Here is a 24500-nt window from a genome sequence, read left to right on the forward strand (position 1 = left end):
GTATTACAAGGCCTTTTGCAAACTCACTTTATTTTGTAGCAAGTACATATTATAATACAAACCTTGCTCACTTAGTAATTCTTGATGTGTTCCTCTTTCTACTATCTCTCCATCATGCATCACAAAAATTTGATCTGAATCTTGAATTGTAGATAACCTATGCGCAATGGCTATCGTCGTTCTACCTTTTCGCATTTGTTGCAACGCTGTTTGAATAGCCTCTTCTGTTTCTGTATCGATATTAGCTGTTGCTTCATCTAATACTAATACTTTCGGATTCGTTGCTATCGTTCTAGCAAAAGCAATTAATTGTCGTTGACCGCTTGAAAATGCTGCACCTCTTTCTACTACTTCTGTTTCATACTGTTTTGGTAACTTTTCAATAAACGTATTTGCTTGCACAAATCGAGCAGCTTCTTTTACTTCTTCATCCGTAATTTCTTCATTATACATACGAATATTTTGCTTTACATTTCCAGCAAATAAAAATGCATCTTGCAATACGAGTCCTATTTTCTTTCTAATTTCTCGTTCTTCAAATTTTTCTAAATCTACACCGTCTATTACAATATTTCCTGACTTAATATTATAAAATCGCATTAACAAATTCATAATCGTACTTTTTCCGCTACCAGTATGCCCAACAAAAGCAACCGTTTGCCCTTGTTTCACGTGAAATGATACATTTTTTAAAACGTCACGCTTTCCATCATATGAAAAAGTAACATTTTTAAATTCAATATCCCCATCCACAACTTGAGGATTCTCATTGCCTTTTTGAACCGGTGCTAAATCTTTCTCGTCCATTAAATGAAATACACGTGATGACGAAACAAGTGCCTGTTGGAAAAAGGACAATTTCATCATCATCTCATTTACAGGTTGGAAGAAACGATGTATATAGTTAACAAAAGCATATAAAACTCCTACTTCAACAGGGCTCTTTAAAGCATCAATTCCAAATAAACCTAGTACTAACGCAATAGCTACAATATGCACTAAATCCGTAGCTGGTCGTAAAAGTAATGCGTCTAACTTCAAAGTACGTCGCCCTGCACTATAATGTTTATTATTCACTTCTTCAAACTCTTTTCTCATACGTTTTTCTTGTCTGAACACTTGAACAATATTCATTCCTTGTATGGACTCGTTCAACTTTGCATTTAACACGCTTAGTTGATTACGTACTTCTAAATAAAAAGCTGCACTTTTCCGGCGATATAATACCATAATCGCAAACATTATCGGAATTAATACGAGAGAAAATAGCGCTAATTTTACATCTAATAAAAACATCGCTACTAAAATACCTACTAAAAAGACTACATTTTTCACAAATGTTGATAATACACTAACATAAAAATCTTTAATCGCTTCCGTATCATTTGTTATACGCGATACAAGTGTACCAATCGGCGTACGATCAAAGAAACTTAATGACAGCTTTTGAACATGTTCATATACTTCAACTCGCATATCTTGAACAATCTTAAAAGCAATGTTCTGAAAGTACAATAGATTTAAATACGTAAATAATACTTTTAATAAATGTGCAACTATGTAAATTACAAATAAAGTAACGAGCGCTGATCGTTCAAAATCCCGCGGTACTAGGTGTTCATCGAGGAATTGTTTAATTAAAAAAGGACCCATCATTTCCGTTACTGTCGCACCAACTAAAAAGATAAATGCTAAAGATAGCAACCCTTTATATGGCTTCATATAGGAAAGCAATCTACTTAAATCACTTCGCTTCTTCTCTACCATCATACGCCTCCTTTCTCGACTAAAGCTTCTAATTGCTGGCTTTCATACATTTCCTTATACCAGCCGTTTTCCTTCATTAATTCCTCATGTGTACCTCTTTGTACAATTCTACCTTCATCAACAACAAGAATAAGATTGGCATGCTGAATTGCACTTAATCGGTGTGCAGTAATAATCGTCGTTTTCCCTGCTCTTTCCCTCTTTAAGGCACTTAAAATCGTCTCTTCTGTTTTTGCATCTACTGCTGATAAACAATCATCCAAAATTAAAATTTCAGCATTTGTTAATAAAGCACGAGCAATAGAGATTCGCTGTTTTTGACCACCAGATAACGAAACACCTCTTTCCCCTACTACTGTTTCATATCCTTCTGAAAATTGGAGGATGTCATTATGAATACAAGCAATCTCTGCAGCTTGGGTAATTTCATTATATGTAGCATCCGCCTTTCCAAAGGCAATATTCTCACCAATACTTGCTGAGAATAAAAAATGATCTTGCGGCACGTATGAAATGGCAGAACGGACACCATGAAGTGTTATATCTCGAATATCTCGCTCCCCAATTTTTAATTCACCATTAAAATGATCATACTCACGGATTAAACATTTTAATAAAGTTGTTTTCCCTGCGCCTGTACGTCCTACAACTCCTAGCGTTTCGCCCTTCTTCAAATCAAAGTGAATATCGTTTAAATGTAACAATTCATTTTTCTTATACGAAAATGAATCAACGGCAAACGAAACATTACCGCTCGCTATTGTCTGTACAGCTTTTTCGCTATTTACTACATCTGATTTTTGTGAAAGAATTTTTTCTACACGGTCATATGAAGCACGCCCACGCTCCATAATATTGAATAACCATCCAAACGCTAACATTGGCCAAACGAGGGTACCTAAATATGTCGTAAATGTAACGAGATCACCTACTGTTAATTCACCTCTTACAACTAATACCGATCCATAACATACTGCGATTAAAAAAGAAAATCCAACGATAAGAGAGATTGTCGGATCAAATAACGAATCAATACGTGCAACTAACACATTTTTATGTACAACATCTTCTGATTTTCTTCGAAACGCCTGCAAATCTTCTTTCTCTTGTCCAAGCGAGCGAATCACTTTCATTCCACTCATACTCTCTTGCACTTTATCATTGATTTCCGAAAACGATTGCTGTGCTTTATGAAACCTTTTATGTAATAAAGTTCCATAATAATTTGTCGAAATAGCTACAATCGGCATTGGAATTAAACTTAATAATGTTAACTTCCAGCTAATTGTAAAACCCATCGCTACGAGTACACATCCTCCGACAGCTAATGAGTCAACAAGCGTCAAAACACCTGCTCCAGCAGTTTGCTGGATCGCTTGAATATCATTGGTCGCATGTGCCATTAAATCACCTGTTCGATTTGACTGATAGAAAGATGGACTCATCTTTGTAAAATGTTCATATAAATTTTTTCGTAATTGGCGAGCTAATTTTAATGAAGACCCGAAAATCATAATACGCCATATGTAACGTAATATGTACATCGTAATGCCTACAATTACTAATAGTACAACCCATTTTAGTAACTTATCGGTCGTCAATGTTCCATCATTAATTTCATCTACAACGACTCCAATTACTTTTGGTGCTACAAGTTCTAAAAGTGCAACGCCAAACAATAAAATAATTCCAGTTATGTACGCTCGTTTTTCTTGTTTAAAAAACCACGCTAAATTCATAAACACTTTCATTTTTTTCCTCCTCCCTTAAAATGAGCGATGTTTTCAGTTTACCAAAAATACAGAATTTTTAAAAGTTTTAAAAACTATAACTAACAAAAAGAAAGACACTCTTAGCGAGTGTCTTTTAGCGCTTATTTCATTTGTTGCTTGTTCATTGCGCTCATCATTTGATTGATTTTCTTTTGGGAAGGTTTTTGTCCCATTTGCATCATCATCATTTTTAACATTTGTTCGTTAATTGGTGGATTTTTTTGTAAGTAATTCATCATATATTTGCGGGCAATGAAAAATCCTAACGCCACGCCTGCTACTAGTGCTACTACGCCCACTAGAATACCTAACCAAATTGGCATATATTTTCCTCCTTCATGTTGTCTACCTTACAGTGTACTAAAACCTTTTCAATAAGACAAGATACAATTCGACATTTTTTACACATATGTTCGTACTTGTTTTAGAGGATTCAGCCATCCGTACTTTGTATTTTCATAATCCATAGCTAAAAATGTTAATTCACACTTTCTTAACACCTCAAAGAATGTTGTTTCCATAGAGACATTTCCAGAGGTATTCATACGAATATAGTGCGGTTTCACCATTATTTCGCCGTACTCCGCTCCCGTATAAAGTGTATGTGTATGATGTGTTCTATCATATTTACCAAGAACGCGCAAAGCTTGTTCTAATTTATGATGAATTTTCATTACTTGCAATGGCATCGTTATATACATCATTTGCTTATATAACACTTTTTTCTCCGAAAGGGACCCAGATTCTGAAAATCGAGCAAATAAATCAAAAAACAAATATTCACGACCAAAATAAGCTTTCGCAATATCCTCTTGAATTAAATACAATTCATACGTTTTCATTTTTCCACTCCCAATCTGGACAACCTTTTCTCTTCATTATATATAAGAAAATTTGCAATGATTGTCTGACTGCGGAGAGATAAAAAACTTTTTCTGTCGAAAAAACTCATTTACATAGAAAAACCTCTCCATGCCGGAGAGATTTTTCTGAAATCATTAAAGCATTTCTTTTACTTTACGAACAACGTTCTCTACAGTAAATCCATACTCTTCCATAATCTTCTCACCAGGAGCAGAAGCACCGAATGTATCGATACCTAACACATCTCCTTCAAGACCTACGTAACGGTGCCATCCGAATGTAGCACCCATTTCGATTGCGAAACGTTTTGTTACTGCTTTTGGTAATACAGATTCTTTGTACTCTGCAGTTTGAGCTTCGAAGCGATCCATAGATGGCATGCTGACAACCGCTGCGTCAACGCCGTCTACTGCTAATGCTTTTTGAGCTTCAACAGCTAGGCTTACTTCAGATCCAGTTGCAAGTAAGATTACATCAGCCGTTTCTTTCTTGCTTGCAGAAACTACATATGCACCTTTTGCTACTTTTTCATACGTATCATCTTTTGCACCTTCTAATGTTGGAAGGTCTTGACGAGTTAATACTAAAGCAGTTGGTTTGTTTGTAGATTCTAAAGCAAGTCTCCAAGCTGCAACAGATTCGTTACCATCAGCAGGACGGATAACAGAAACGTTTGGCATTGCACGAAGCGCTGCTAATTGCTCGATTGGTTCATGTGTTGGACCATCTTCACCAACAGCGATACTGTCATGTGTGAATACATACGTTACTGGCAATTGCATTAATGCTGCAAGGCGAATTGCTGGACGTAAGTAATCAGAGAATACGAAGAACGTACCACCGTAAGTTTTTAAACCACCATGTAGTGCAATACCGTTCATTGCTGCACCCATTGCGAACTCACGTACACCGTACCAAATGTTTTTACCGCTGTAATCATCTCTTGTAAAGTCTTTTTCGTTATTCATGTATGTTTTGTTAGAACCAGCAAGGTCAGCAGATCCACCGAAGAATGATGGTACAGACTCTGCAATTGCATTAATTACAGCACCAGAAGAATTACGAGTTGCTGCTTTTGATCCTAATTCATAAGTTGGTAGGTTTTGCTCCCAACCTTCTGGAAGTTGACCGTTCATTGCTGCTTGGAATTCGTTTGCTAATTCTGGGTATGCTTGTGCATATTCACCTAGCATCGTGTTCCACTCAGCTTGCGCAGTTTCACCAACATCTTGTACTGTTTTACGGAAGTTGTCATATACTTCTTCTGCTACGTGGAAGTCTTGCTCAGCAGTCCAAGCATATGCTTCTTTCGTTAATTTCGTTTCTTCTACACCAAGTGGAGAACCATGTGAAGCTGATTTTCCTGATTTGTTTGGAGAACCGAAACCAATTGTCGTTCTTACTTCAATTAGCGTTGGGCGTTTTTCGTCAGCTTTCGCTTCTTCAATTGCTTTCGCGATTGCTTCAATATCGTTTCCATCCTCAACACGGATTACTTGCCATCCGTATGCTTTGTAACGATCTTCTACACTTTCAGAGAATGAACGATTTAAATCGCCATCTAATGAAATATCGTTTGAATCATAAAGCACAACAAGACGACCTAATTGTAAATGAGCAGCTAATGAAGATGCTTCAGCAGAAACGCCCTCCATTAAATCTCCATCACCACAAATAGCGTATGTATAATGATCTACTACACTATACGCATCACGGTTATATTTAGCAGCTAAATGTCTTTCAGCCATTGCCATACCTACAGCAGTTGCAATACCTTGTCCAAGTGGACCAGTCGTTGCATCTACACCAGCTGTATGACCGTACTCAGGATGTCCTGGAGTTTTGCTTCCCCATTGACGGAAGTTCTTTAAGTCATCCATTGTTACATCATAACCAGATAGGTGAAGTAGGCTGTATAATAACATTGAACCATGACCTGCAGATAATACGAAACGATCACGGTTAAACCACGTTGGGTTATTTGGATTGTGTTTCATAAATTGAGTCCATAATGTATAAGCCATTGGTGCTGCACCCATTGGCATTCCTGGATGACCAGAGTTTGCTTTTTCAATCGCATCGATGGATAATGTGCGAATCGTGTTGATAGAAAGTTGTTCGATTGAATGTGACATGCTATTCTTCCCTTCGCTTATATTAGTAAACGTTTTATACATTTATATGATAGCTTCCCACGCAAGATTATACAACATGTATCGACAAATATGTTGATATTTTTTTGGTTTTTTATAAAAAAATCAATGTTCCCGGGAATGTATGGGCATTCAATATGACATACTTTTTCATTATTTTTATTTTAAAAAGAAAGGGAATTATCTGTATATTTATACAAATTTCTTCTATACTTACTTTTTTTAATACGTTTTTAAAAACACAAAAAGCATCTAACTTCGATGCTTTTCAAATAAGTTAAACAATCCGTTTCCGAATCGAACTTGAAATCCAATCAATTATAATTACCATTAAAATGATACCTAATAAAATAATCCCAACACGAGACCAATTCCGTGAACTCAGCGCAAAAATTAAAGGTGTACCAATCCCTCCTGCTCCAATAACCCCTAAAATCGCAGCGGATCGTACATTAATTTCAAATCTGTATAACGTATACGATAGAAAATCCGGTAACACTTGTGGTAACACTGCATACCAAAGTATTTGAAAACGGTTTGCTCCTGTTGCTAGTAACGCTTCCGTCGGTCCTTTATCTATGTTTTCAATTCCTTCTGAATATAGTTTCCCTAACATTCCAATAGAATGTAATCCTAAGGCCAATACTCCTGCAAAAGAGCCTGGACCAACAGCTTTTATAAATAAAAGAGCCATAACTAATTCAGGAAACGTACGAACAAAACTAAGTACAAATTTCCCAGATCCTGAAGTTAATTTTCCACTACTCATATTCGTTGCCGCCCAAAAGGCAAACGGAACAGATAAAAATGCAGAAATAAATGTACCTAATATTGCAATTGCCAACGTATCAATTAATCCATGTAATAAATCTTCACCATCTGGCAAAGATACATACGACCAGTCTGGATTCAATATCCCTGTCATAATTGCTTTCGTGATTTCACCTGCTGTGTCCTTTATCCCCTCTAATGGTACTCCTGAAAAGGCCCATACATATACAACTGTAAGTGCTATTAAAATAATCCAGCGATATATACTCGGTTTCTTCGGTTTTGGCACAATCATCGTCGTTCTATTCATTATAGTTTCTCCCGTAACAATGTACTAATGTAGTCAATTAACAAAACAACAATAAGGGTATAAATAATTATAGAAGCAGTTTGTTTATATTGTAAAAATCCAAGTGTACGATCATAATATAGTCCAATACCACCTGCTCCTACTAAACCTAAAACAGCTGCTGCACGTACGTTCACCTCAAATGTATAAAGAACATAGGAGACAAAATGTGCTTTTACTTGCGGAATTACCCCATAAACAATCCATTGTACCTTAGTAGCCCCTACAGCTGTCATCGCTTCTAGTGGGCCAGGGTCAATTGATTCAATTGATTCATACAACAATTTCGCTACAAGTCCAATTGAAAAAAAAGTAAGAGCCAAAATACCTGGAAGTGGCCCAATTCCAAAAATCGCTACGAAAATAGCCGCCAATAATAAATCTGGTATTGTTCGTATAAAATTTAAAATCATTCGAGCTAGACTGTATAAAAATGTGTTAGTAAACACATTACTTGCTGCAAACAATGCAAGTGGAATAGCTAAAATCGCTCCTAAGGTCGTCCCAATAATCGCCATACGTATTGTATCTAACATCGCTGTTGTAATAACTTGAAAATAACTCCAATCAGGTGGCACCATTTCTTTCAATAGATCTACCATATTTGGAAAACCGCCTACCAGTTTTGAAAATGATGCATCTACTTGTACACTACTACTCCACAGCATTAAAATAACTAAAATAAACGTTAACATATGTTTCAATTTACTCGGCGGCTTCGGTATTTCATTTGAATATATCGTCACCTCATTCATTTTACTGCCACCTCTAATAATTCGCTTTTCTGAGCAACGTCCCCATAAATTTCAGCGAATTTTTCATCCGTTGCTTCTTCTACTAAACCGTCAAAAACAATTTCTCCTGCATGTAATCCGATAATGCGTGTCGCATATTGTCTAGCCAAATCAATAGAATGTAAATTTACAATTGTCGTGATTCCAAAATCTTCATTAATTTTTTTCAAATCATCTAGCACTTGCTTTGTCGTAAGTGGATCTAACGATGCAACAGGCTCATCTGCCAATATGATTTTTGCTTCTTGCGCCAATGCTCTAGCTATCGATACACGTTGCTGTTGTCCTCCTGATAATTCATCAGCACGTGCATATGCTTTTTCTAAAATATTCACTCTTTTTAACGCTTGAAATGCGAGCTCCACATCTTCTTTCGGAAACAAACCTAACGTTGTACGTAATGTGGAATGATATCCAACACGACCAGCTAATACATTTTTTAATACTGTTGATCGCTTTACAAGGTTAAAACTTTGGAAGATCATACCGATATCCCGGCGCATACGCCTTAATCCTTTTCCTTTCGCAGAAGTAATAGACTCACCTTCAATAATGATTTCTCCTTCGGTAATCTCATGAAGACGATTTACGGATCTGAGAAGTGTAGATTTTCCAGCTCCGGATAATCCGACCATTACAATAAACTCACCTTTTTGAATCTTTAAATTTATATTATTCAATCCCTTTGTGCCATTCGGATACATTTTGGAAACATTTCGAAACTCTATCACACATCTTACCTACCTTCTATGTATTCAAAACGGCAAACTAACTGAAAACATCCCCTTTCAGCTAGCTGCCATTTCCATATGTATTATTGCGTTTTTACTTTCTTCCCATATTCACGAACGATGTCAAATTTACTATCATCAGATTTAACATATCCTTCATGTGAATATACTTCTTTAATGATTTTGTGACCTTCCTCATTCTTTCCAATTTCAATGAAAGCATCTTGTAATTTCTTGCTCCACTCTGCATCTAAATCAGATCGTACAGAAATTGTATCGTTCGGAATTTTCTCAGTAAATTTCACTATTTTCGTTTGATCAAATATATTCGGATAATCTTTTTTTACAATATTACGAGCATCTTGGAATACAACAGCCGCATCTACGTCACCATTTAAAAGAGCAATAAGCGACTGATCGTGACCTTTTAATGTAACAGGTTTCACATCTTTTAACGGATCAATTCCCTCTTTTAATAGAACAGCTGCAGGCCACACATATCCCGCTGATGACGTTACATCTTGATAGCCAATTTTTTTACCTTTTAAATCTTTTACACTATTAATATTTGAATCTTTCTTAACAACAAACTCAGATTTATAAAAGTCTACTAAATCCTTTGTAGGGGCTCCCGTTTCATCATCTACTCCAAAACGTTGTGCTTGTAAAATTACATTTGCAGCCTTCTTTTCATGTGCTAATACGTACGCTGTTGGCGGTAAAAATCCTACATCTACTTGTTTAGATGCCATCGCTTCTACAATTGTATTGTAGTTCGTTGAAATACTAACTTTTACTGGAATATTTAACTTATCACTTAATAGCTTCTCAAGCGGTTTTGCCTTCGCCTCTAACGTATCTGCATTTTGAGAAGGAACAAATTGAACATTTAAAGTCTTCGGTACATACCCTTTTTTCGTATCTTCATTTTTACTTGATTCCTTCGTTCCACAGCCACTTAATAATCCCGCTGCTAGTACAACTGTTGTGCTCATTGCAAAAACTTTTTTCAACATATTAATGCCTCCATTTTTCATTGTTATAAAATAACCTTTCATAAACATGAAGAAATATATCACATATTTTTACAAATAATTGATTATTTACAGAATCTTTACACATTCTATACACTCACATTAAAATTCTCTTCACATATTTGATATGATGAATTGGAAGATAACAATAGAAAAGGTGAGTCATATTGGAACAAAATCAAACTGTAACTTTAAACATCTTATTAACAAGCGATATACATGGCACTGTTTATCCTATTCACTACCAAGATAACTCCCCAGCAGAACTTGGTTTAGCTAAAATTTCTACTCTTATAAAAAAAGAACGTTCCCAAAATACAAACGTTCTTTTAATTGATAATGGCGACTTTATTCAAGGAACACCATTTACTTATCATTATGTTACATACGAAAAAAACAAAAAAAACCCAATGTCCTTATTAGCGAATTACTTACAGTATGACGCTGCAATTATCGGCAATCATGAATTTAATTACGGGATGGATATATTAAATAATGCTGTGACTACTGCGAACTTCCCGTACCTATCAGCAAACATTTTAGATAAAAACAGTAAAAAACCTTATTTCGGGAAACCATATGTAATAAAACATATTGAATCAAATATAAAAATTGCTATTTTAGGGGTAACAACACATTACATACCAAATTGGGAACAGTCCCATCACATTAAAGATTTACTATTTGAAGATGCATTAAAGACTACAAAAGAATGGGTTTCTTATATTCGCAAACATGAGAAACCAGATTTACTAGTCGTAGCGTATCACGGGGGAGTTGAACGAGATTTACAAACCGGGGTACCGACTGAAGTGTTAACAGGAGAAAACCAAGGATATGCAATGTGCCATGAAATTGAAGGCATAGATATCTTATTAACAGGCCACCAACACCGTGAAATTTCTCACACAATGGCTAACGGTGTAACAATTTTACAGACCGGATGCAATGGACACTCAGTTGGAAAAGTAAAAGTAACATTCGAAAAAACGAAACATAAATGGGTGAAAAAAGAGAGTTCTTCTGAATTATTATCTGTACAAGGATTTGAGGCGGACCAAGATGTACTTTCATTGGTAGCCGATTACGAAAAGAAAACACAAAAGTGGCTTGATCAACCTATTGGAATCATTCAAGGGGACATGCAAATTTCAGATGCTATGCAAACTCGTTTGCATGATCATCCTTTTATAGAATTCATAAATAAAATACAGATGAATATAGCTAATGTATCAATTTCTTGTACAAGTTTGTTCCATAATACATCTCCAGGTTTCCCGGAACATGTAACAATGCGTGATATCGTTTCTAATTATATTTATCCAAACACATTAAAAGTAATTAAAATAACTGGAGCAGATATAAAAAATGCTCTTGAACTCTCTGCTTCTTATTTCACATTAAAAACAGATGGATCAATCACCGTAAGTCCTACCTACATAGAACCAAAGCCACAACATTATAATTATGATATGTGGGAAGGGATTTCATACGTATTAAACATTTCAAAACCAATTGGTGAAAGAGTAGAATCTTTACAGCATAACAGTGCTCCTCTTAATATGAATGAAGAATATGACGTTGTAATGAATAATTATCGTTCAAGTGGCGGGGGAAATTTCTTTATGTTTCAAAACAAACCAGTAGTAAAAGATATACCCACAGATATGTCTGAACTTATCGCTAATTATATATTGGAACATAAAACGATAGAAGCAACAGTTAATAACAACTGGAAAGTTATTAAATAACGATTTTTACAAATAAAAAAGATGGGCTTCGCCCATCTTTTAATTTAATTTTGCATTATCTTGCTTTTTTAAAGCTTTTAATTTCGTCGGTGTAACATCTGTACCTTCTTCGTTAACAACTTTAATACCTTTAAGTTCGTTTAACATATTTTGACGAAATCCTTTTAAATATTGTTCACGTAGCGATTGACGCTCACGTTGCTCTTCTTCAGTTAAACCTTCAGCTTTTGCTTTTTTCGCTAAGAAGTTAATGCGTTCAACGAGTTCGTGATTAATCATCTCGAATCCCCCTTCTAATCAAAACTGATTATTATCATACAATAGTTACTCTTCTTTATCAAGCAATTGCTTCGTATACTCTACATATCTACGATGTACAGTCGCCTTTGAAACATTATGACCAAATCCACGTAATGTTGCTGCAATTTCTTCAAACGTGAGTTCACTTTTTCGCAAACGTACAATTTCCTCAATTGGCACTTCTTTTTTCTCTCTTCCTACACTTAAATGACGATTTTTTAAATTTTTTTCTGGACGATAACCTTTTTCTACTGCACGTTGCATACCTCGTTTAATTTTCATATTATGAATCTTTCTTTGATATTCTTCAACAATACCAATAATATCTAATACCATCGAATCAGAATCCGACAATTGTAATTCACCATTATGTGTATGCGTATATACTTTTATGCCTTCTTTATGTAAACAATGCATTAACGCGATCTTCGCATTTCCTCTACCAAGACGCGTTTCATCTTGTATAAGTAACACATCAATTTGTTCGTCTCGAATTGTATCCAACACCTCTAATATACCGTCACGTTCAATTGTATATCCACTAGCCTGCTCTTCAATCACCTTAGTAACATTCATTTGATAGCGCTCAGCTAAATGCAATAATTCATCTTTTTGACGTAATAATGATGTTTCTTGCGCTTCTTTCGTTGTACTCACACGTGCATAAATAATTGCATTCATTTTGAACCCCTCTTTCTCCCTATTATTTCCCTATAGTGTAACATAAATCCGCCATTTGTTCGAACTTATGTTTGTAGAATGTTTTTTCACATGTTATACTTATTAATAAGAAAAATGAAAGAAAACGAGGTGTTAGAAAACATGGAAAAGTTAACGAAACGCCAGCAAGACATTCTCGACTTTATTAAGCTAAAAGTACAAGAAAAAGGATATCCACCTTCCGTACGTGAAATTGGTCAAGCAGTCGGCCTCGCTTCTAGTTCTACAGTACACGGACATTTATCACGATTAGAAGAAAAAGGATACATTCGACGCGATCCAACAAAACCACGTGCCATTGAAATTTTAGGTGAAGACCGAATGGATACGGAAACACAATCTGTTATTCAAGTTCCAATTGTCGGAAAAGTTACTGCTGGTTTACCAATTACAGCGGTCGAAAGCGTAGAGGAACATTTCCCACTTCCAGCTAGTATTGTTGCTGGAGCAGACCAAGTGTTCATGTTACGTATTTCTGGAGATAGTATGATTGAAGCTGGTATTTTCGATGGAGATTTAGTTGTTGTTCGCCAACAACAGTCTGCATATAATGGTGAAATTGTAGTCGCTTTAACAGAAGATAATGAAGCAACTGTTAAACGTTTCTATAAAGAAAAAGACCATTTCCGTCTACAACCAGAAAATTCTTCATTAGAACCTATCATTTTAAAACAAGTGTCAGTTATCGGGAAAGTAATTGGCGTATATCGTGATTTACATTAAAAATAAAAAAAAGAAGATAATTACCTTATTTATATAACGGTAATTATCTTCTTTTTTTGTATTTTGATAGATTTCCATGCATTCTATTTCTTATTAACGAGTTTTAATCGTCACATCTCCAGCAGCCGTTTTACCACTAATCTTTTTACTACCATTTCCAATTGTTACGTTTTTATTTTCTTCATTAAAAATTGTTACATCTCCGGCAGCACTTTGCCCAGTAATTACCGCATCTTGTGGTTTTTCCGATAAAGTAATATCTATATCTCCCGCAGTTGAACTTGCTTCTAGATTATACTTAGAATCATGATCTTGAATATTTATTTCCCCACTTGTTGTTTTTGCGGTCACTTTCCCTAATACCTTCTTAAAATTCACCTCACCAGCTTTTGTCGATCCCTCCACATTCTTAGCCGTTATTTGTTTCAACTCTACTTCTCCAGCAAGTGTTCTAACACTTACGCTATCACTTTTCACATCACTCATTTCGATTTGTCCAGCAGATGAATTTACTTTTACATCTTGGTAAGAGCGTTCGGGCACAAGGAGAGTCAATTTAGACGTTTGAAACCTAAAATCGTAAAAAGAAAAATCAAATGAAGCACCTTTTTCTCTTTCCCCAATAACTTTTAATGTGTCACCATCTTCTGCAATGCGAATCTCTTGTTTACGTACATCTCCTGATTGCTTGATATAAAAAGAAGAGTCAGGAGATTTTTGGACAATAATATCCCCGGCATCTAACTTAACTTCTATATTTTTTAATGTTTCGTTTTTAATTACATTTTCTTTATCGCCTTTTTTAGCAGTTTGTACTGCTTTTTCATATGTTTGGGAAATTCCTATTACTCCAATAATGATACAAGCAATAGCGATTAAAAATAGTTTTTTCATCATTTACTCTCCTTTTATCATTTTGAAGTTCCATATTACATATCGTACACACAATCTCTTAAACCACTTTGTACTATAAAAAGCGATAATACATAACAATAAACCTACTCCAACAAACGTTATACTAACGAAAAGATCCAACCATATAAAAGTACCCATAAATACTTTTCCAATAACGAAAAATGGTGTTACTACACTAGCAATACCACCGATCCAAAAAGAAAATATAAAAGCAATAATTGCGACTAATGGGCCTAACACAATAATAAAATTAAACAAACTAAGTCCAATCGCTGCCATAACAGCTCTTGTCACATTTGAAGTCGATGGATTTTTTTTCATTTCATCGAAGCGATACATCGCAAGTAATTCTTTCGCGATTACTTTCGGAGAACCAAGGCCTTGTATTATTTCTGATTCAGTTTTCCCCTCTTCTAGTCCAAACTGAAAGTGCTCTTCATAATCCAATAAAATATCTTGCCTCTCTTCCTCTGGTAACTTTCTAAGATAACTTGATAATTCTTTAAGAAACCCTTCTTTACTCATCCCATTCCACCCCTTCAATAATTTCTTGTACCCCTTTCGCAAAATCACACCATTCTGTTACTAACAAATGAAATTGCGTCTCCCCTTGCTCTGTTAATTGATAATATTTACGAGGTGGCCCTTCCGTAGATTCCTTTAAATACGTTTGAAAATACCCTTCTTTCGTCAAACGACGTAATAAAGGGTATACCGACCCTTCCGATATTAAAAATTTATTAGAAATTTGCTGAACAAGTTCATAACCGTAACTATCTTTACGTTTTACAAGTGCTAATACACAAAGTTCAAGCACACCTTTTTTAAACTGAACGTTCAAGTGCCATCCTCCTTTCCTATCTTAGTACTGTTCAATGCACAGTACCTATCTTATCCATAATATACCATTTGGTATTGTTTATTGCAAGGTACTAAGCTATATTTATTGCCTAAATTTAGAAAATAAACTGACGAATCCCTGAATAAGACTGTTTTATAACTAAGTATCATTACGTTAATACCATTGAGTAATGATTCGATTCACAAGCCACAAACTTACAACCTTGCAGATGAGGACGTAAAAATCATTGGTCGCGTCGTACAGGCAGTAAAAAATTATTAAGTTATAGCACAAGTAATTAAAAAAAAGAGAAGATCGATTCTATCGAAAAAATTTTCTTAGTAAAATGATTCAAGGAAATCAAAAACAATCCAATAACTTCACTTAAAAAAGCTAAAAAAAGCCCTGATACCGTAGTATCAAGGCTTCTCTCTCTTAGTATAGAGACATATATTGATCGCGTTCCCATTGGTGAACTTGTGTTCTAAATATATCCCACTCAATCTCTTTCGCTTCGATGAAGTGCTCAAGTAAGTGTTCTCCTAGTGCACCGCATACTACTTCATTAGATTGTAATGTAACTAATGCTTGCGCTAATGTTGCTGGTAAGTCAACGATACCTGCTTCTTCGCGCTCTTCTTTTGTCATTACATAGATGTTACGATCTACTGCTGCTGGTGGAGTTAATTTGTTTTTAATTCCATCAAGACCTGCAGCTAATAATGTAGCCATTACTAAATATGGGTTTGCAGCTGGGTCAACACTACGTACTTCTACGCGTGTACTAATACCACGAGATGCAGGGATACGTACTAACGGACTACGGTTTTGTGCAGACCATGCTACGTAACAAGGCGCTTCATATCCAGGCACTAGACGTTTGTATGAGTTTACAGTTGGGTTTGCTATCGCTGTAAATGCTGGTGCATGTTTTAAAATACCTGCGATGAAGTGACGAGCATCATCACTTAATTGTAAGTCACCGTTTGCATCAAAGAATACGTTCTCACCATTTTTAAATAATGATAAGTTACAGTGCATACCTGAACCGTTCACACCGTATAGTGGTTTTGGCATAAACGTTGCGTGTAAACCATGTTTACGAGCAATTGTTTTTACAACAAGTTTGAATGTTTGAATGTCATCACATGAGCGAATTGCATTTGCATATTTAAAGTCAATTTCGTGCTGCCCTGGAGCAACCTCATGGTGAGATGCTTCAATTTCAAATCCCATTTCTTCAAGTTCAAGAACGATATCACGACGACAGTTTTCCCCTAGATCCATCGGCGCAAGGTCGAAGTATCCACCGTTATCGTTTAGTTCTAATGTTGGATTTCCTTTTTCATCAACCTTAAATAGGAAGAATTCTGGCTCTGGTCCAAGATTGAAGTCTGAAAATCCTAAAGCTTCCATTTCTTTTAACACACGTTTTAAGTTGTTACGTGGGTCTCCATCAAATGGAGTGCCATCTGCATTGTAAATATCACAGATTAGTCGAGCTACTTTACCTTTTTCAGCTGTCCAAGGGAAAATTACCCAAGTGTCTAAATCAGGATATAAATACATATCAGATTCTTCAATACGTACGAAACCTTCAATCGAAGATCCATCAAACATCATTTTGTTATCAAGAGCTTTCGTTAATTGTCTCACTGGAATCTCTACGTTTTTAATTACCCCTAAAAGGTCCGTAAATTGTAAACGGATATACTTTACATTCTCTTCTTTCGCCAAACGGAAAATATCTTCTTTTGTGTATCTAGACATTATAAATTCCTCCTTAGTCCCTCTAATCGCCTTCAGAATCAGTTATCTTTAGTGAAAAAATCTTGAAATGTCACCTTGTCGCAATGAAGTTCGATTGAATCTACCTGTATGTTGTAGTTCATCTCGAAGTATTTTGCGAAGCTCAGTTTTTGAAATTTCTTTCGTTTCTTCTTTTACTTTCACTGCTTCTGTTTGATTTTCTTTCATTAGTAACACTTGTTTAATACCAGCCATATTCAAGCCTTGATCTAACAAATCTTTAATTTCTAACAACTTATCTACATCGTTAAATGAAAATAATCTACGATTCCCCTTTGTACGGGTTGGAGAAACAAGATTATGCTCTTCATAGTAGCGAATTTGACGTGCAGACAATTGTGTTAAATCCATAACAATACCAATAGGAAACAGCGGGGCAGAACGTCTATCTTCTTTCATTTTTCAGTTCCTCCTTCGCCTTAACTGCTTCTCATTTTATACTATGTTATGTTTAGTGTCAATAGATGTTAGCTTTTCTTACATGATTTTTTATAATTTTTTTTATGAATTTTTTCATTCTTTTTTCTAATCGCATAAATCATTACTTTTATACGAAAAAAGCTGCCGAAATCGACAGCTTCCCCTTAAGAAATTGTTAATAATTCTTTTTCAATTAATGCATCAATTGCAGAACAAATCGCAATCTTCACATGTGAATAAGTTAACCCACCTTGGACGTAAGCAACATAAGGCGGACGAATTGGACCATCAGCAGACAATTCAATACTTGCACCTTGAATAAATGTTCCCGCAGCCATAATTACATCATCTTCATAGCCTGGCATATAGTTTGCATACGGAGTAAAATGCGAATTAATTGGAGATGCATATTGAATCGCTTGGCAGAAGGCAATCATACGGTCTTTATCATCAAATTGAACAGATTGAATTAAGTCTGTTCTTGGTGCATTCCACGCTGGTGACGTGTTCATTCCTAACTTTTCTAAAAACGCAGCTGTAAAAATTGCACCTTTCAGCGCTTGTCCTGCAACATGTGGCGCTAAGAAGAACCCTTGATACATTTCTTGCAGACTGTATAAAGACGCTCCAGCTTCCGCGCCAATTCCCGGAGATGTTAAACGATATGCACACGCTTCAACATACTGTTCTTTCCCGACAATATAACCACCAGTTTTAACAATTCCGCCGCCCGGGTTTTTAATAAGCGAACCCGCCATTAAATCTGCACCAACATGACATGGCTCTTGCTCTTCAATAAACTCGCCATAACAGTTATCTACAAACACAACAACATCAGGTTTAATTTCTTTAACAAACGCGATCATCTCTTTAATTTGAGAAATAGTAAACGATGGACGAGTAGCATAACCTTTCGAGCGCTGAATACCGATCATTTTCGTATTATTATGAATCGCTGCTGCAACAGCCTCAAAATCAACAAGCCCAGCTTCAGTTAGCGGAACTGCATTGTAACCGATATTATATTCTTTAAATGAACCTACACCTTTCCCACGTACACCAACAATTTCCTCTAACGTATCATACGGTTTCCCAGTGATATACAATAACTCATCTCCCGGGCGTAAAATACCAAATAACGCTGTAGAGATAGCGTGAGTACCTGAAATAATTTGCGGACGAACAAGTCCAGCTTCCGCCCCAAATACATCAGCATACACTTTTTCTAACGTATCACGGCCAATATCATCATAACCATAACCTGTTGTCGGGATAAAATGCGAGTCACTAATTTTATGTTTACGAAAACTTTCTAATACACGAAACTGATTGCTTTCAATTACTTCATCCGCACGTTTATGTACTTCTGTAATCTGACTCTCTACTTCTTTTACGATTGGAGCAATTTTTTCTCCATTTTTCAAACGATCAAACATTTTTATTTTCTCCTTCTTCCACTAAAAATCTCTTTAATTGCACATTAAGCGATGAATGAGTAAAAATATACCCTGCACAATCATATACAAATTTATCTTCTAGAAACTCCATCTTTGCTAATAGAGTTTCCGTCTTTAAAAGCGTTAACAACTTACCTTCACTCGGAGGGATTTCCACTCGATAACGATCCATTTCTTTCTTCATCTTCGTTTCTATCGCTTCTTTTATACGCAATAAATCACTTTCTTCAAAAGCACTAGTCATTAAGAAATCACTTTTCGGAAACGGAATAAAGTTTTGATGTAATTCATCTTTTTTATTATATAACGTAATAACAGGAATATGGTTAATTTCAAGTTCTGATAATAATCTTTTTACTGTTTTTTCATGCCCTATGTAGTTAGGATCCGCGGAATCAACTACATGTAAAATGACATCTGCTTCCCCCGCTTCTTCCAGTGTTGAACGAAAAGCAGCGATTAATGAAGTAGGTAAATCTTGTATAAAACCAACAGTATCAGTTAGTAATACTGTATAACCAGAAGGTAACGGCATCTTCCTTGTCGTTGGGTCTAATGTTGCAAACAGAAGGTTTTCTTCAAACGTATCAGCTTCCGTTAATCTATTAAACAGTGTCGATTTCCCTGCATTTGTATACCCTATTAATGACACTTGAAATACTTTATTATCTTTTCTTCTCTCACGATATCTTTTTCGATGTTCCACAACAACTGCAAGTTGTTTCTTTATTTCATCAATACGCGATCGAATATGACGACGATCCGTCTCTAATTTCGTCTCACCCGGTCCTCTTGTTCCAATACCACCACCAAGACGCGATAAGGACAATCCTTGCCCCATAAGACGCGGCATTGTATATTGCAACTGAGCTAATTCTACTTGAAGCTTACCTTCCCTCGACTTCGCACGTTGCGCAAAAATATCCAGTATTAGTTGCGTTCGATCAATTACTCTCGCATCTAATACTGTGGATAAATTCCGAATTTGACTCGGCGTTAATTCATTATTAAATACAATAACATCCGGCTCTAACTCTTCAGTTAACATTGTAAGCTCTTCTAATTTCCCTTTACCTATGTAAGTTGCCGGATGAAACTTTGGTCGTTTTTGCGTTGTTGACACTAACAATTCTGCTCGTGCAGTCTTCGCTAGTGATGCAAGCTCTTTCATGGAATGCATAAATTTTTCATCATCATCTTGTGGCAATTGACAGCCTACTAATATGACTTTTTCTTTTTCTTCCATCAAATATGTTCACTCATCCTTTTCGAAATTTAAACCTTCTAATATAATAGCAGAGGAAGCACATTTCATCTAGTTAGCGGGGGAGAAAATTCATGGCATGGGAGATTTTTAGCATCATAGGCACAATCGCTTTCGCACTAAGCGGAGCCATTGTTGCAATGGAAGAGGATTATGATATTTTCGGGGTGTATATTTTAGGAATGGCAACCGCATTTGGGGGAGGTGCCCTTCGTAATTTATTAATCGGTTATCCGATTGTCGCGTTTTGGCAACAAGACATGTTATTCCAAATCGCACTTTTATCAATGACTATTATTTTTCTTTTTCCAAATAAGTTAATTAGACATTGGAAAAAGTGGGAAAATATCACTGACGCTATCGGCTTATCGGCATTTGCTGTACAAGGAGCATTATATGCCCAAAAATTAAATTTACCAATTAGCGCCACAATTGTAGCAGCTGTTTTAACTGGTATCGGCGGCGGTATCATTCGCGATCTTTTAGCCCGCAGAAAACCTCTCGTTCTTCGAGCTGAAGTATATGCCTTTTGGACAATTTTAGCAGGTTTCTTAATTGGAGCTCAAATTATTGTTAGCGATTGGGCTCTTTACATTCTATTCATTTTAATTGTTTGCTTCCGCATGGTTTCTATTCATTACAAATGGCATTTACCGCACAGACGTATCGAAACGAAAGAACGTTCAATGCATAAATAGCAATCTAACCTCTTTACATATCGTAAAGAGGTTTTTCTTTTCTAACGATTTTTTCTTTATATAATGTTTATACTAATTTTTAAAGTGAGGTGAATACAAATGACAAACCACGTTAATAAAGGAGCTCAAAAAAGCTCAGTAAATCAATTTGGACACGATCCTAATTCAGCACACGAAAAGAGCGCTAAAATGGAACACTTCCATAAAACACACCAAGAAAAAACAAAAAAAGAGTAAACGAACTTATACACAAAAATTGACGCACAGTTTATGTACTGTGCGTCTCCTCTTCGAGCATCAAATCCATACTCGATATTCCAATTAAATCATTTTTATCATACGCATCTTCTTGCAACAACCGCATCGCCTGTGTACGAATTGATTTTTCAACAATATTCCGTACATATCGCCCATTACTAAACGATGTAATTTGCGACGAATACTTCACCGCATGTAAATGATCCCTAAATTTCCATTCAGCTTCTTTTGATAACTGATATTCACGATCTTCATACATTCTCTTCCCAATTTCCAATAGCTGATTTACCGAGTAATCCGCAAACTCAATAATAAATGGAAAACGAGATTGAAGCCCTGGATTTAATGAAAGAAAGTGATTCATCTCTCTTGAATATCCAGCTAAAATCAATACAAAACCATGTTGTTTATCTTCCATATGTTTTACAAGCGTATCAATTGCTTCTTTTCCAAAGTCCTTCTCTCCTCCTCGAGCTAAAGAATACGCCTCATCAATAAACAAAATACCTCCCATTGCTTTTTTTATTAAATCTCTTGTTTTTTGGGCTGTATGGCCGATGTACTCTCCTACAAGATCAGCACGTTCAGCTTCAACCAAGTGGCCTTTCGATAGAATATTCATCTCAAACAGCAATTTTCCTATCATTCTAGCAACAGTTGTCTTCCCTGTACCTGGATTCCCTTTAAACAGCATATGAAGTACTTGCTTCTCTGACTTCAATCCCTTTTCTTGTCTTTTTTTATTCACATAAATCCAAGCATATATTTCTTTTATTATCTTTTTTATATCCTCCATCCCAACAAGCTTCCCCATCTCTTCTTCAATTCTCTGCAGCATTTCATGTTTAATTGCAGTTTCATTTGAAATTACCGTTTTATTTTCTGCGGCTGGCAAAGAAATTTTCTTTCGATGGTTTAACACAATATTAATTTGATTGTTGTTTTTCTTTCGCATCGATTGTTCCATACAATCACCTCATTTTATCCACTCACCAAATATTATTATTCCTGTCCCCCTTGTAAATGCCTATTTTCAGAAAAGTTTGCTATAATATAAGAAATAATTAAGGTGGTGGGACTATGGAGACAACGGAATTCCATGATACAATACAAGCCTTTTCTATTTTTTTATTGAATAAAGGCCGAAAACCCTCAACTATTAAACGTTATGTTTATGACATTGAAGACTTCGGACATTGGTTAGAAAAAAACAAAAAGCTCCCTTCCAGTAATATATGGGCTACACTTTGTACAAAAGACTACGAAGATTACTTTTCCGATTTAAAAACGAATCGACATTACTCAGAAAAAACGATGCATCGTGTATTTATTGTACTAAATAGAATGCATCATTTTCTAAACATTCCTAATCCATTGAAGAATATGGAAATATCTATTCAACCAGACCGTACACTTCGTAACGAAGATTTCATTTCACCTGATGAAGAAAAAAGGTTAAAGTATATAGTCACTTCATTAGAAGGACTTTCAGAAAAACAACTTCCTGTGCGCCCCTTATTAATGGATCGCAATATTGCTATTTTAAATCTATTGATTGACTACGGTTTATCCTTACAGGAACTTACAGCATTAACAATGCATCACGTTCACTTTGAAACTAATACATTATCAATCCCAGCAACCGCAGGTGTAGAAAGAACAATTACATTAGCAAAAGAAGACAAAAAACAACTATATAATTATTACAAAAGCATCCCAGAACCAGTTCGTCCTAAATACCATAGTGATGATCCATTATTTGTCGCATTCGATTTTAACCGTGGAACATACAGGTGGGTATATGAAAATGATGCACCAAAGGCATTAACGGAAATTGCTATACAAAAAATGATTCGCCTCGAAGTGGCTAGAGCCAATTTACGTAAAGGAATTTCAGGACAACATTTTCGTAACACCTATATTTTAAACTTAATAAAAAAAGAAACTCCTGAATCAGAAATTATAAAACTCGCTGGATTCAAATCAAAAATTTCCTTAAAGCGATATTATCAATACGCAGAAAATAGAAAAAACGCCTTATTGTAAGGCGTTTTTTCTATTTTTTCTTTAAACAAACGATTTTACTATGACCATTTAACTAATTTCTGCATCTACTATGATGAGTTTCGTTCACATTTTCGTGAGAAAGGAGAGATTTAATGTCTCGTTATAACGACAATCAAAACAAATTCTCCAAACCATGCTTTCCAAGTAGCGCCGGACGAATCCCGAATACTCCATCAATCCCAATTACTAAAGCTCAACTTAGAACATTTCGTGCGATTATTATTGATTTAACAAAAATAATCCCAAAACTTTTCGCAAATCCATCTCCCCAAAATATTGAAGACCTAATCGATACATTGAACCTACTGAGTAAATTTATTTGTTCACTAGACGCTACTTCCTCCCTGAAAGCACAAGGGTTAGCTATTATTAAAAACTTAATAACTATATTAAGAAATCCAACCTTTGTAGCAAGCGCTGTATTTATTGAGCTTCAAAATCTCATTAACTATTTACTATACATTACAAAATTATTCCGGATTGACCCTTGCACACTTCAAGAGCTCCTTAAATTAATAGCAGCATTACAAACTGCTCTAGTTAATTCTGCTTCGTTCATTCAAGGACCTACCGGACCTACTGGACCAGCAGGCGCTACTGGTGCCACTGGGCCTCGAGGTAACACGGGCGCTACCGGCGCTACTGGGCCTCGAGGTAACACGGGCGCTACTGGGCCTCGAGGTAACACGGGCGCTACTGGCGCTACCGGTGCCACTGGACCTCGAGGTAACACGGGCGCTACTGGCGCTACTGGCGCTACTGGACCTCAAGGTAACACGGGCGCTACTGGTGCCACTGGGCCTCGAGGTAACACAGGCGCTACTGGTGCCACTGGACCTCAAGGTAACACGGGCGCTACTGGCGCTACCGGTGCCACTGGGCCTCGAGGTAACACGGGCGCTACTGGCGCTACTGGCGCTACTGGGCCTCAAGGTAACACGGGTGCTACTGGTATAGGAGTTACCGGACCTACTGGACCTTCTGGCGGGCCTCCTGGACCTACTGGACCTCAGGGACCTCAAGGTAACACAGGTGCTACTGG

Annotated in this window: 25 protein-coding genes and 1 pseudogene; 7 read left to right on the plus strand and 19 right to left on the minus strand. The window is 36.1% G+C overall.

The window, feature by feature from the left end:
* Window positions 1–3: 3 nt before the first annotated feature.
* The 9 genes from HFD78_RS18055 to HFD78_RS18095 all read right to left on the minus strand — a co-directional run bounded on the left by HFD78_RS18055 (window position 4) and on the right by HFD78_RS18095 (window position 10217).
* The gene (locus HFD78_RS18055; RefSeq protein WP_000229523.1) at window positions 4–1767 is read right to left on the minus strand and encodes an ABC transporter ATP-binding protein; all 1764 of its coding nucleotides are present in this window, start codon (window positions 1765–1767) and stop codon (window positions 4–6) included.
* Window positions 1767–3518, minus strand: a complete 1752-nt coding sequence (locus tag HFD78_RS18060) for an ABC transporter ATP-binding protein (RefSeq protein ID WP_098568752.1) — start codon at window positions 3516–3518, stop codon at window positions 1767–1769. Before HFD78_RS18060 ends, HFD78_RS18055 begins: the two co-directional genes overlap by 1 nt.
* Before the next feature lie 122 nt (window positions 3519–3640).
* Window positions 3641–3862 (minus strand): YneF family protein, encoded by a 222-nt coding sequence (locus tag HFD78_RS18065; protein WP_001123317.1) that lies wholly within the window; start codon window positions 3860–3862, stop codon window positions 3641–3643.
* A gap of 78 nt (window positions 3863–3940) precedes the next feature.
* Window positions 3941–4381, minus strand: coding sequence for a sporulation inhibitor of replication protein SirA (sirA, locus tag HFD78_RS18070; protein WP_000860645.1), 441 nt, complete (start codon window positions 4379–4381; stop codon window positions 3941–3943).
* 156 nt (window positions 4382–4537) lie between these two features.
* A complete protein-coding gene (tkt, locus tag HFD78_RS18075) occupies window positions 4538–6538 on the minus strand; it encodes a transketolase (protein ID WP_000019782.1) in 2001 nt (666 codons plus the stop codon).
* Window positions 6539–6833: 295 nt separating this feature from the next.
* On the minus strand, window positions 6834–7637 hold the full coding sequence (gene phnE, locus HFD78_RS18080) for a phosphonate ABC transporter, permease protein PhnE (RefSeq protein ID WP_001082389.1): 804 nt from the start codon (window positions 7635–7637) through the stop codon (window positions 6834–6836).
* Window positions 7637–8431 (minus strand): phosphonate ABC transporter, permease protein PhnE, encoded by a 795-nt coding sequence (phnE, locus tag HFD78_RS18085; RefSeq protein WP_001006812.1) that lies wholly within the window; start codon window positions 8429–8431, stop codon window positions 7637–7639. Before phnE (HFD78_RS18085) ends, phnE (HFD78_RS18080) begins: the two co-directional genes overlap by 1 nt.
* Complete coding sequence (phnC, locus tag HFD78_RS18090) at window positions 8428–9201, minus strand: phosphonate ABC transporter ATP-binding protein (RefSeq protein WP_000569232.1); 774 nt, start codon at window positions 9199–9201, stop codon at window positions 8428–8430. Before phnC ends, phnE (HFD78_RS18085) begins: the two co-directional genes overlap by 4 nt.
* 83 nt (window positions 9202–9284) lie before the next feature.
* Window positions 9285–10217 (minus strand): phosphate/phosphite/phosphonate ABC transporter substrate-binding protein, encoded by a 933-nt coding sequence (locus HFD78_RS18095; protein ID WP_000915077.1) that lies wholly within the window; start codon window positions 10215–10217, stop codon window positions 9285–9287.
* 185 nt (window positions 10218–10402) lie between these two features.
* Between HFD78_RS18095 and HFD78_RS18100 the strand changes: the two genes are divergently transcribed.
* Window positions 10403–11986, plus strand: coding sequence for a bifunctional metallophosphatase/5'-nucleotidase (locus HFD78_RS18100; protein WP_098878476.1), 1584 nt, complete (start codon window positions 10403–10405; stop codon window positions 11984–11986).
* A 39-nt stretch (window positions 11987–12025) separates the two neighbouring features.
* Here the strand turns inward: HFD78_RS18100 and HFD78_RS18105 are convergent, their stop codons facing one another.
* Both HFD78_RS18105 and HFD78_RS18110 read right to left on the minus strand, forming a co-directional pair.
* Window positions 12026–12265 (minus strand): DUF896 domain-containing protein, encoded by a 240-nt coding sequence (locus tag HFD78_RS18105; protein ID WP_000607015.1) that lies wholly within the window; start codon window positions 12263–12265, stop codon window positions 12026–12028.
* Window positions 12266–12310: 45 nt separating this feature from the next.
* Complete coding sequence (locus tag HFD78_RS18110; protein ID WP_000991472.1) at window positions 12311–12967, minus strand: YneB family resolvase-like protein; 657 nt, start codon at window positions 12965–12967, stop codon at window positions 12311–12313.
* Between the two features lie 141 nt (window positions 12968–13108).
* Here HFD78_RS18110 and lexA point away from each other — a divergent pair, with 141 nt between their 5' ends.
* Complete coding sequence (gene lexA, locus HFD78_RS18115) at window positions 13109–13729, plus strand: transcriptional repressor LexA (protein ID WP_000413738.1); 621 nt, start codon at window positions 13109–13111, stop codon at window positions 13727–13729.
* Window positions 13730–13822: 93 nt separating this feature from the next.
* On the opposite strand, the gene HFD78_RS18120 is transcribed toward lexA, so the two are convergent.
* The 3 genes from HFD78_RS18120 to HFD78_RS18130 are packed head-to-tail and all read right to left on the minus strand — an operon-like array spanning window position 13823 to window position 15485.
* Window positions 13823–14626 carry a DUF4097 family beta strand repeat-containing protein gene (locus tag HFD78_RS18120; protein ID WP_000976240.1) on the minus strand — a complete coding sequence of 268 codons (804 nt, stop codon included), beginning with the start codon at window positions 14624–14626 and terminating at the stop codon, window positions 13823–13825.
* The gene (locus tag HFD78_RS18125; RefSeq protein ID WP_000031383.1) at window positions 14627–15169 is read right to left on the minus strand and encodes a DUF1700 domain-containing protein; all 543 of its coding nucleotides are present in this window, start codon (window positions 15167–15169) and stop codon (window positions 14627–14629) included.
* Window positions 15162–15485, minus strand: a complete 324-nt coding sequence (locus HFD78_RS18130) for a PadR family transcriptional regulator (protein WP_001102627.1) — start codon at window positions 15483–15485, stop codon at window positions 15162–15164. The genes HFD78_RS18125 and HFD78_RS18130 overlap by 8 nt, the downstream gene beginning before the upstream one ends.
* Before the next feature lie 162 nt (window positions 15486–15647).
* Between HFD78_RS18130 and HFD78_RS18135 the strand changes: the two are divergent.
* A pseudogene (locus tag HFD78_RS18135) lies at window positions 15648–15767 on the plus strand (LexA family protein); the annotation flags it as partial.
* A gap of 153 nt (window positions 15768–15920) precedes the next feature.
* Here the strand turns inward: HFD78_RS18135 and glnA are convergent.
* The 4 genes from glnA to hflX all read right to left on the minus strand — a co-directional run bounded on the left by glnA (window position 15921) and on the right by hflX (window position 20417).
* Entirely contained in the window at window positions 15921–17255 is a 1335-nt protein-coding gene (gene glnA, locus HFD78_RS18140) for a type I glutamate--ammonia ligase (RefSeq protein ID WP_000092763.1), read from the minus strand.
* A 48-nt stretch (window positions 17256–17303) separates the two neighbouring features.
* Window positions 17304–17693, minus strand: coding sequence for a transcriptional repressor GlnR (glnR, locus tag HFD78_RS18145; RefSeq protein WP_000656783.1), 390 nt, complete (start codon window positions 17691–17693; stop codon window positions 17304–17306).
* 185 nt (window positions 17694–17878) lie between these two features.
* Window positions 17879–19150: a methionine gamma-lyase family protein gene (locus HFD78_RS18150; RefSeq protein WP_000460289.1), complete on the minus strand. Its 1272-nt coding sequence runs from the start codon at window positions 19148–19150 to the stop codon at window positions 17879–17881.
* Entirely contained in the window at window positions 19143–20417 is a 1275-nt protein-coding gene (gene hflX, locus HFD78_RS18155; RefSeq protein WP_000391409.1) for a GTPase HflX, read from the minus strand. Before hflX ends, HFD78_RS18150 begins: the two co-directional genes overlap by 8 nt.
* 92 nt (window positions 20418–20509) lie before the next feature.
* On the opposite strand from hflX, the gene HFD78_RS18160 reads away from it, so the two are divergent.
* A complete protein-coding gene (locus HFD78_RS18160; RefSeq protein ID WP_000312267.1) occupies window positions 20510–21133 on the plus strand; it encodes a trimeric intracellular cation channel family protein in 624 nt (207 codons plus the stop codon).
* A 99-nt stretch (window positions 21134–21232) separates the two neighbouring features.
* A complete protein-coding gene (locus HFD78_RS18165) occupies window positions 21233–21370 on the plus strand; it encodes a hypothetical protein (RefSeq protein WP_000181502.1) in 138 nt (45 codons plus the stop codon).
* A gap of 31 nt (window positions 21371–21401) precedes the next feature.
* Here the strand turns inward: HFD78_RS18165 and spoVK are convergent, their stop codons facing one another.
* Entirely contained in the window at window positions 21402–22358 is a 957-nt protein-coding gene (gene spoVK, locus HFD78_RS18170; RefSeq protein ID WP_000438175.1) for a stage V sporulation protein K, read from the minus strand.
* A gap of 113 nt (window positions 22359–22471) precedes the next feature.
* Here spoVK and HFD78_RS18175 point away from each other — a divergent pair, with 113 nt between their 5' ends.
* Together HFD78_RS18175 and HFD78_RS18180 are read left to right on the plus strand one after the other, a co-directional pair.
* On the plus strand, window positions 22472–23437 hold the full coding sequence (locus HFD78_RS18175) for a tyrosine-type recombinase/integrase (RefSeq protein ID WP_000450319.1): 966 nt from the start codon (window positions 22472–22474) through the stop codon (window positions 23435–23437).
* Window positions 23438–23550: 113 nt separating this feature from the next.
* A partial coding sequence (locus HFD78_RS18180) for a collagen-like repeat preface domain-containing protein (RefSeq protein ID WP_191968096.1) occupies window positions 23551–24500 on the plus strand: 950 nt, incomplete at its 3' end.

The sequence above is a fragment of the Bacillus sp. EKM501B genome (genome assembly GCF_011800505.1).
Taxonomy (GTDB): domain Bacteria; phylum Bacillota; class Bacilli; order Bacillales; family Bacillaceae_G; genus Bacillus_A; species Bacillus_A cereus.

What these genes read in the sequence shown, in the direction of transcription:
- HFD78_RS18055 (WP_000229523.1), bottom strand. Translation starts at nt 1,767, where the DNA reads ATGGTAGAGAAGAAGCGAAGTGATTTAAGTAGATTGCTTTCCTATATG.
- HFD78_RS18060 (WP_098568752.1), bottom strand. Translation starts at nt 3,518, where the DNA reads ATGAAAGTGTTTATGAATTTAGCGTGGTTTTTTAAACAAGAAAAACGA.
- HFD78_RS18065 (WP_001123317.1), bottom strand. Translation starts at nt 3,862, where the DNA reads ATGCCAATTTGGTTAGGTATTCTAGTGGGCGTAGTAGCACTAGTAGCA.
- sirA (WP_000860645.1), bottom strand. Translation starts at nt 4,381, where the DNA reads ATGAAAACGTATGAATTGTATTTAATTCAAGAGGATATTGCGAAAGCT.
- tkt (WP_000019782.1), bottom strand. Translation starts at nt 6,538, where the DNA reads ATGTCACATTCAATCGAACAACTTTCTATCAACACGATTCGCACATTA.
- phnE (WP_001082389.1), bottom strand. Translation starts at nt 7,637, where the DNA reads ATGAATAGAACGACGATGATTGTGCCAAAACCGAAGAAACCGAGTATA.
- phnE (WP_001006812.1), bottom strand. Translation starts at nt 8,431, where the DNA reads ATGAATGAGGTGACGATATATTCAAATGAAATACCGAAGCCGCCGAGT.
- HFD78_RS18095 (WP_000915077.1), bottom strand. Translation starts at nt 10,217, where the DNA reads ATGTTGAAAAAAGTTTTTGCAATGAGCACAACAGTTGTACTAGCAGCG.
- HFD78_RS18105 (WP_000607015.1), bottom strand. Translation starts at nt 12,265, where the DNA reads ATGATTAATCACGAACTCGTTGAACGCATTAACTTCTTAGCGAAAAAA.
- HFD78_RS18110 (WP_000991472.1), bottom strand. Translation starts at nt 12,967, where the DNA reads ATGAATGCAATTATTTATGCACGTGTGAGTACAACGAAAGAAGCGCAA.
- lexA (WP_000413738.1), top strand. Translation starts at nt 13,109, where the DNA reads ATGGAAAAGTTAACGAAACGCCAGCAAGACATTCTCGACTTTATTAAG.
- HFD78_RS18120 (WP_000976240.1), bottom strand. Translation starts at nt 14,626, where the DNA reads ATGATGAAAAAACTATTTTTAATCGCTATTGCTTGTATCATTATTGGA.
- HFD78_RS18125 (WP_000031383.1), bottom strand. Translation starts at nt 15,169, where the DNA reads ATGAGTAAAGAAGGGTTTCTTAAAGAATTATCAAGTTATCTTAGAAAG.
- glnA (WP_000092763.1), bottom strand. Translation starts at nt 17,255, where the DNA reads ATGTCTAGATACACAAAAGAAGATATTTTCCGTTTGGCGAAAGAAGAG.
- glnR (WP_000656783.1), bottom strand. Translation starts at nt 17,693, where the DNA reads ATGAAAGAAGATAGACGTTCTGCCCCGCTGTTTCCTATTGGTATTGTT.
- HFD78_RS18150 (WP_000460289.1), bottom strand. Translation starts at nt 19,150, where the DNA reads ATGTTTGATCGTTTGAAAAATGGAGAAAAAATTGCTCCAATCGTAAAA.
- hflX (WP_000391409.1), bottom strand. Translation starts at nt 20,417, where the DNA reads ATGGAAGAAAAAGAAAAAGTCATATTAGTAGGCTGTCAATTGCCACAA.
- HFD78_RS18160 (WP_000312267.1), top strand. Translation starts at nt 20,510, where the DNA reads ATGGCATGGGAGATTTTTAGCATCATAGGCACAATCGCTTTCGCACTA.
- HFD78_RS18165 (WP_000181502.1), top strand. Translation starts at nt 21,233, where the DNA reads ATGACAAACCACGTTAATAAAGGAGCTCAAAAAAGCTCAGTAAATCAA.
- spoVK (WP_000438175.1), bottom strand. Translation starts at nt 22,358, where the DNA reads ATGGAACAATCGATGCGAAAGAAAAACAACAATCAAATTAATATTGTG.
- HFD78_RS18175 (WP_000450319.1), top strand. Translation starts at nt 22,472, where the DNA reads ATGGAGACAACGGAATTCCATGATACAATACAAGCCTTTTCTATTTTT.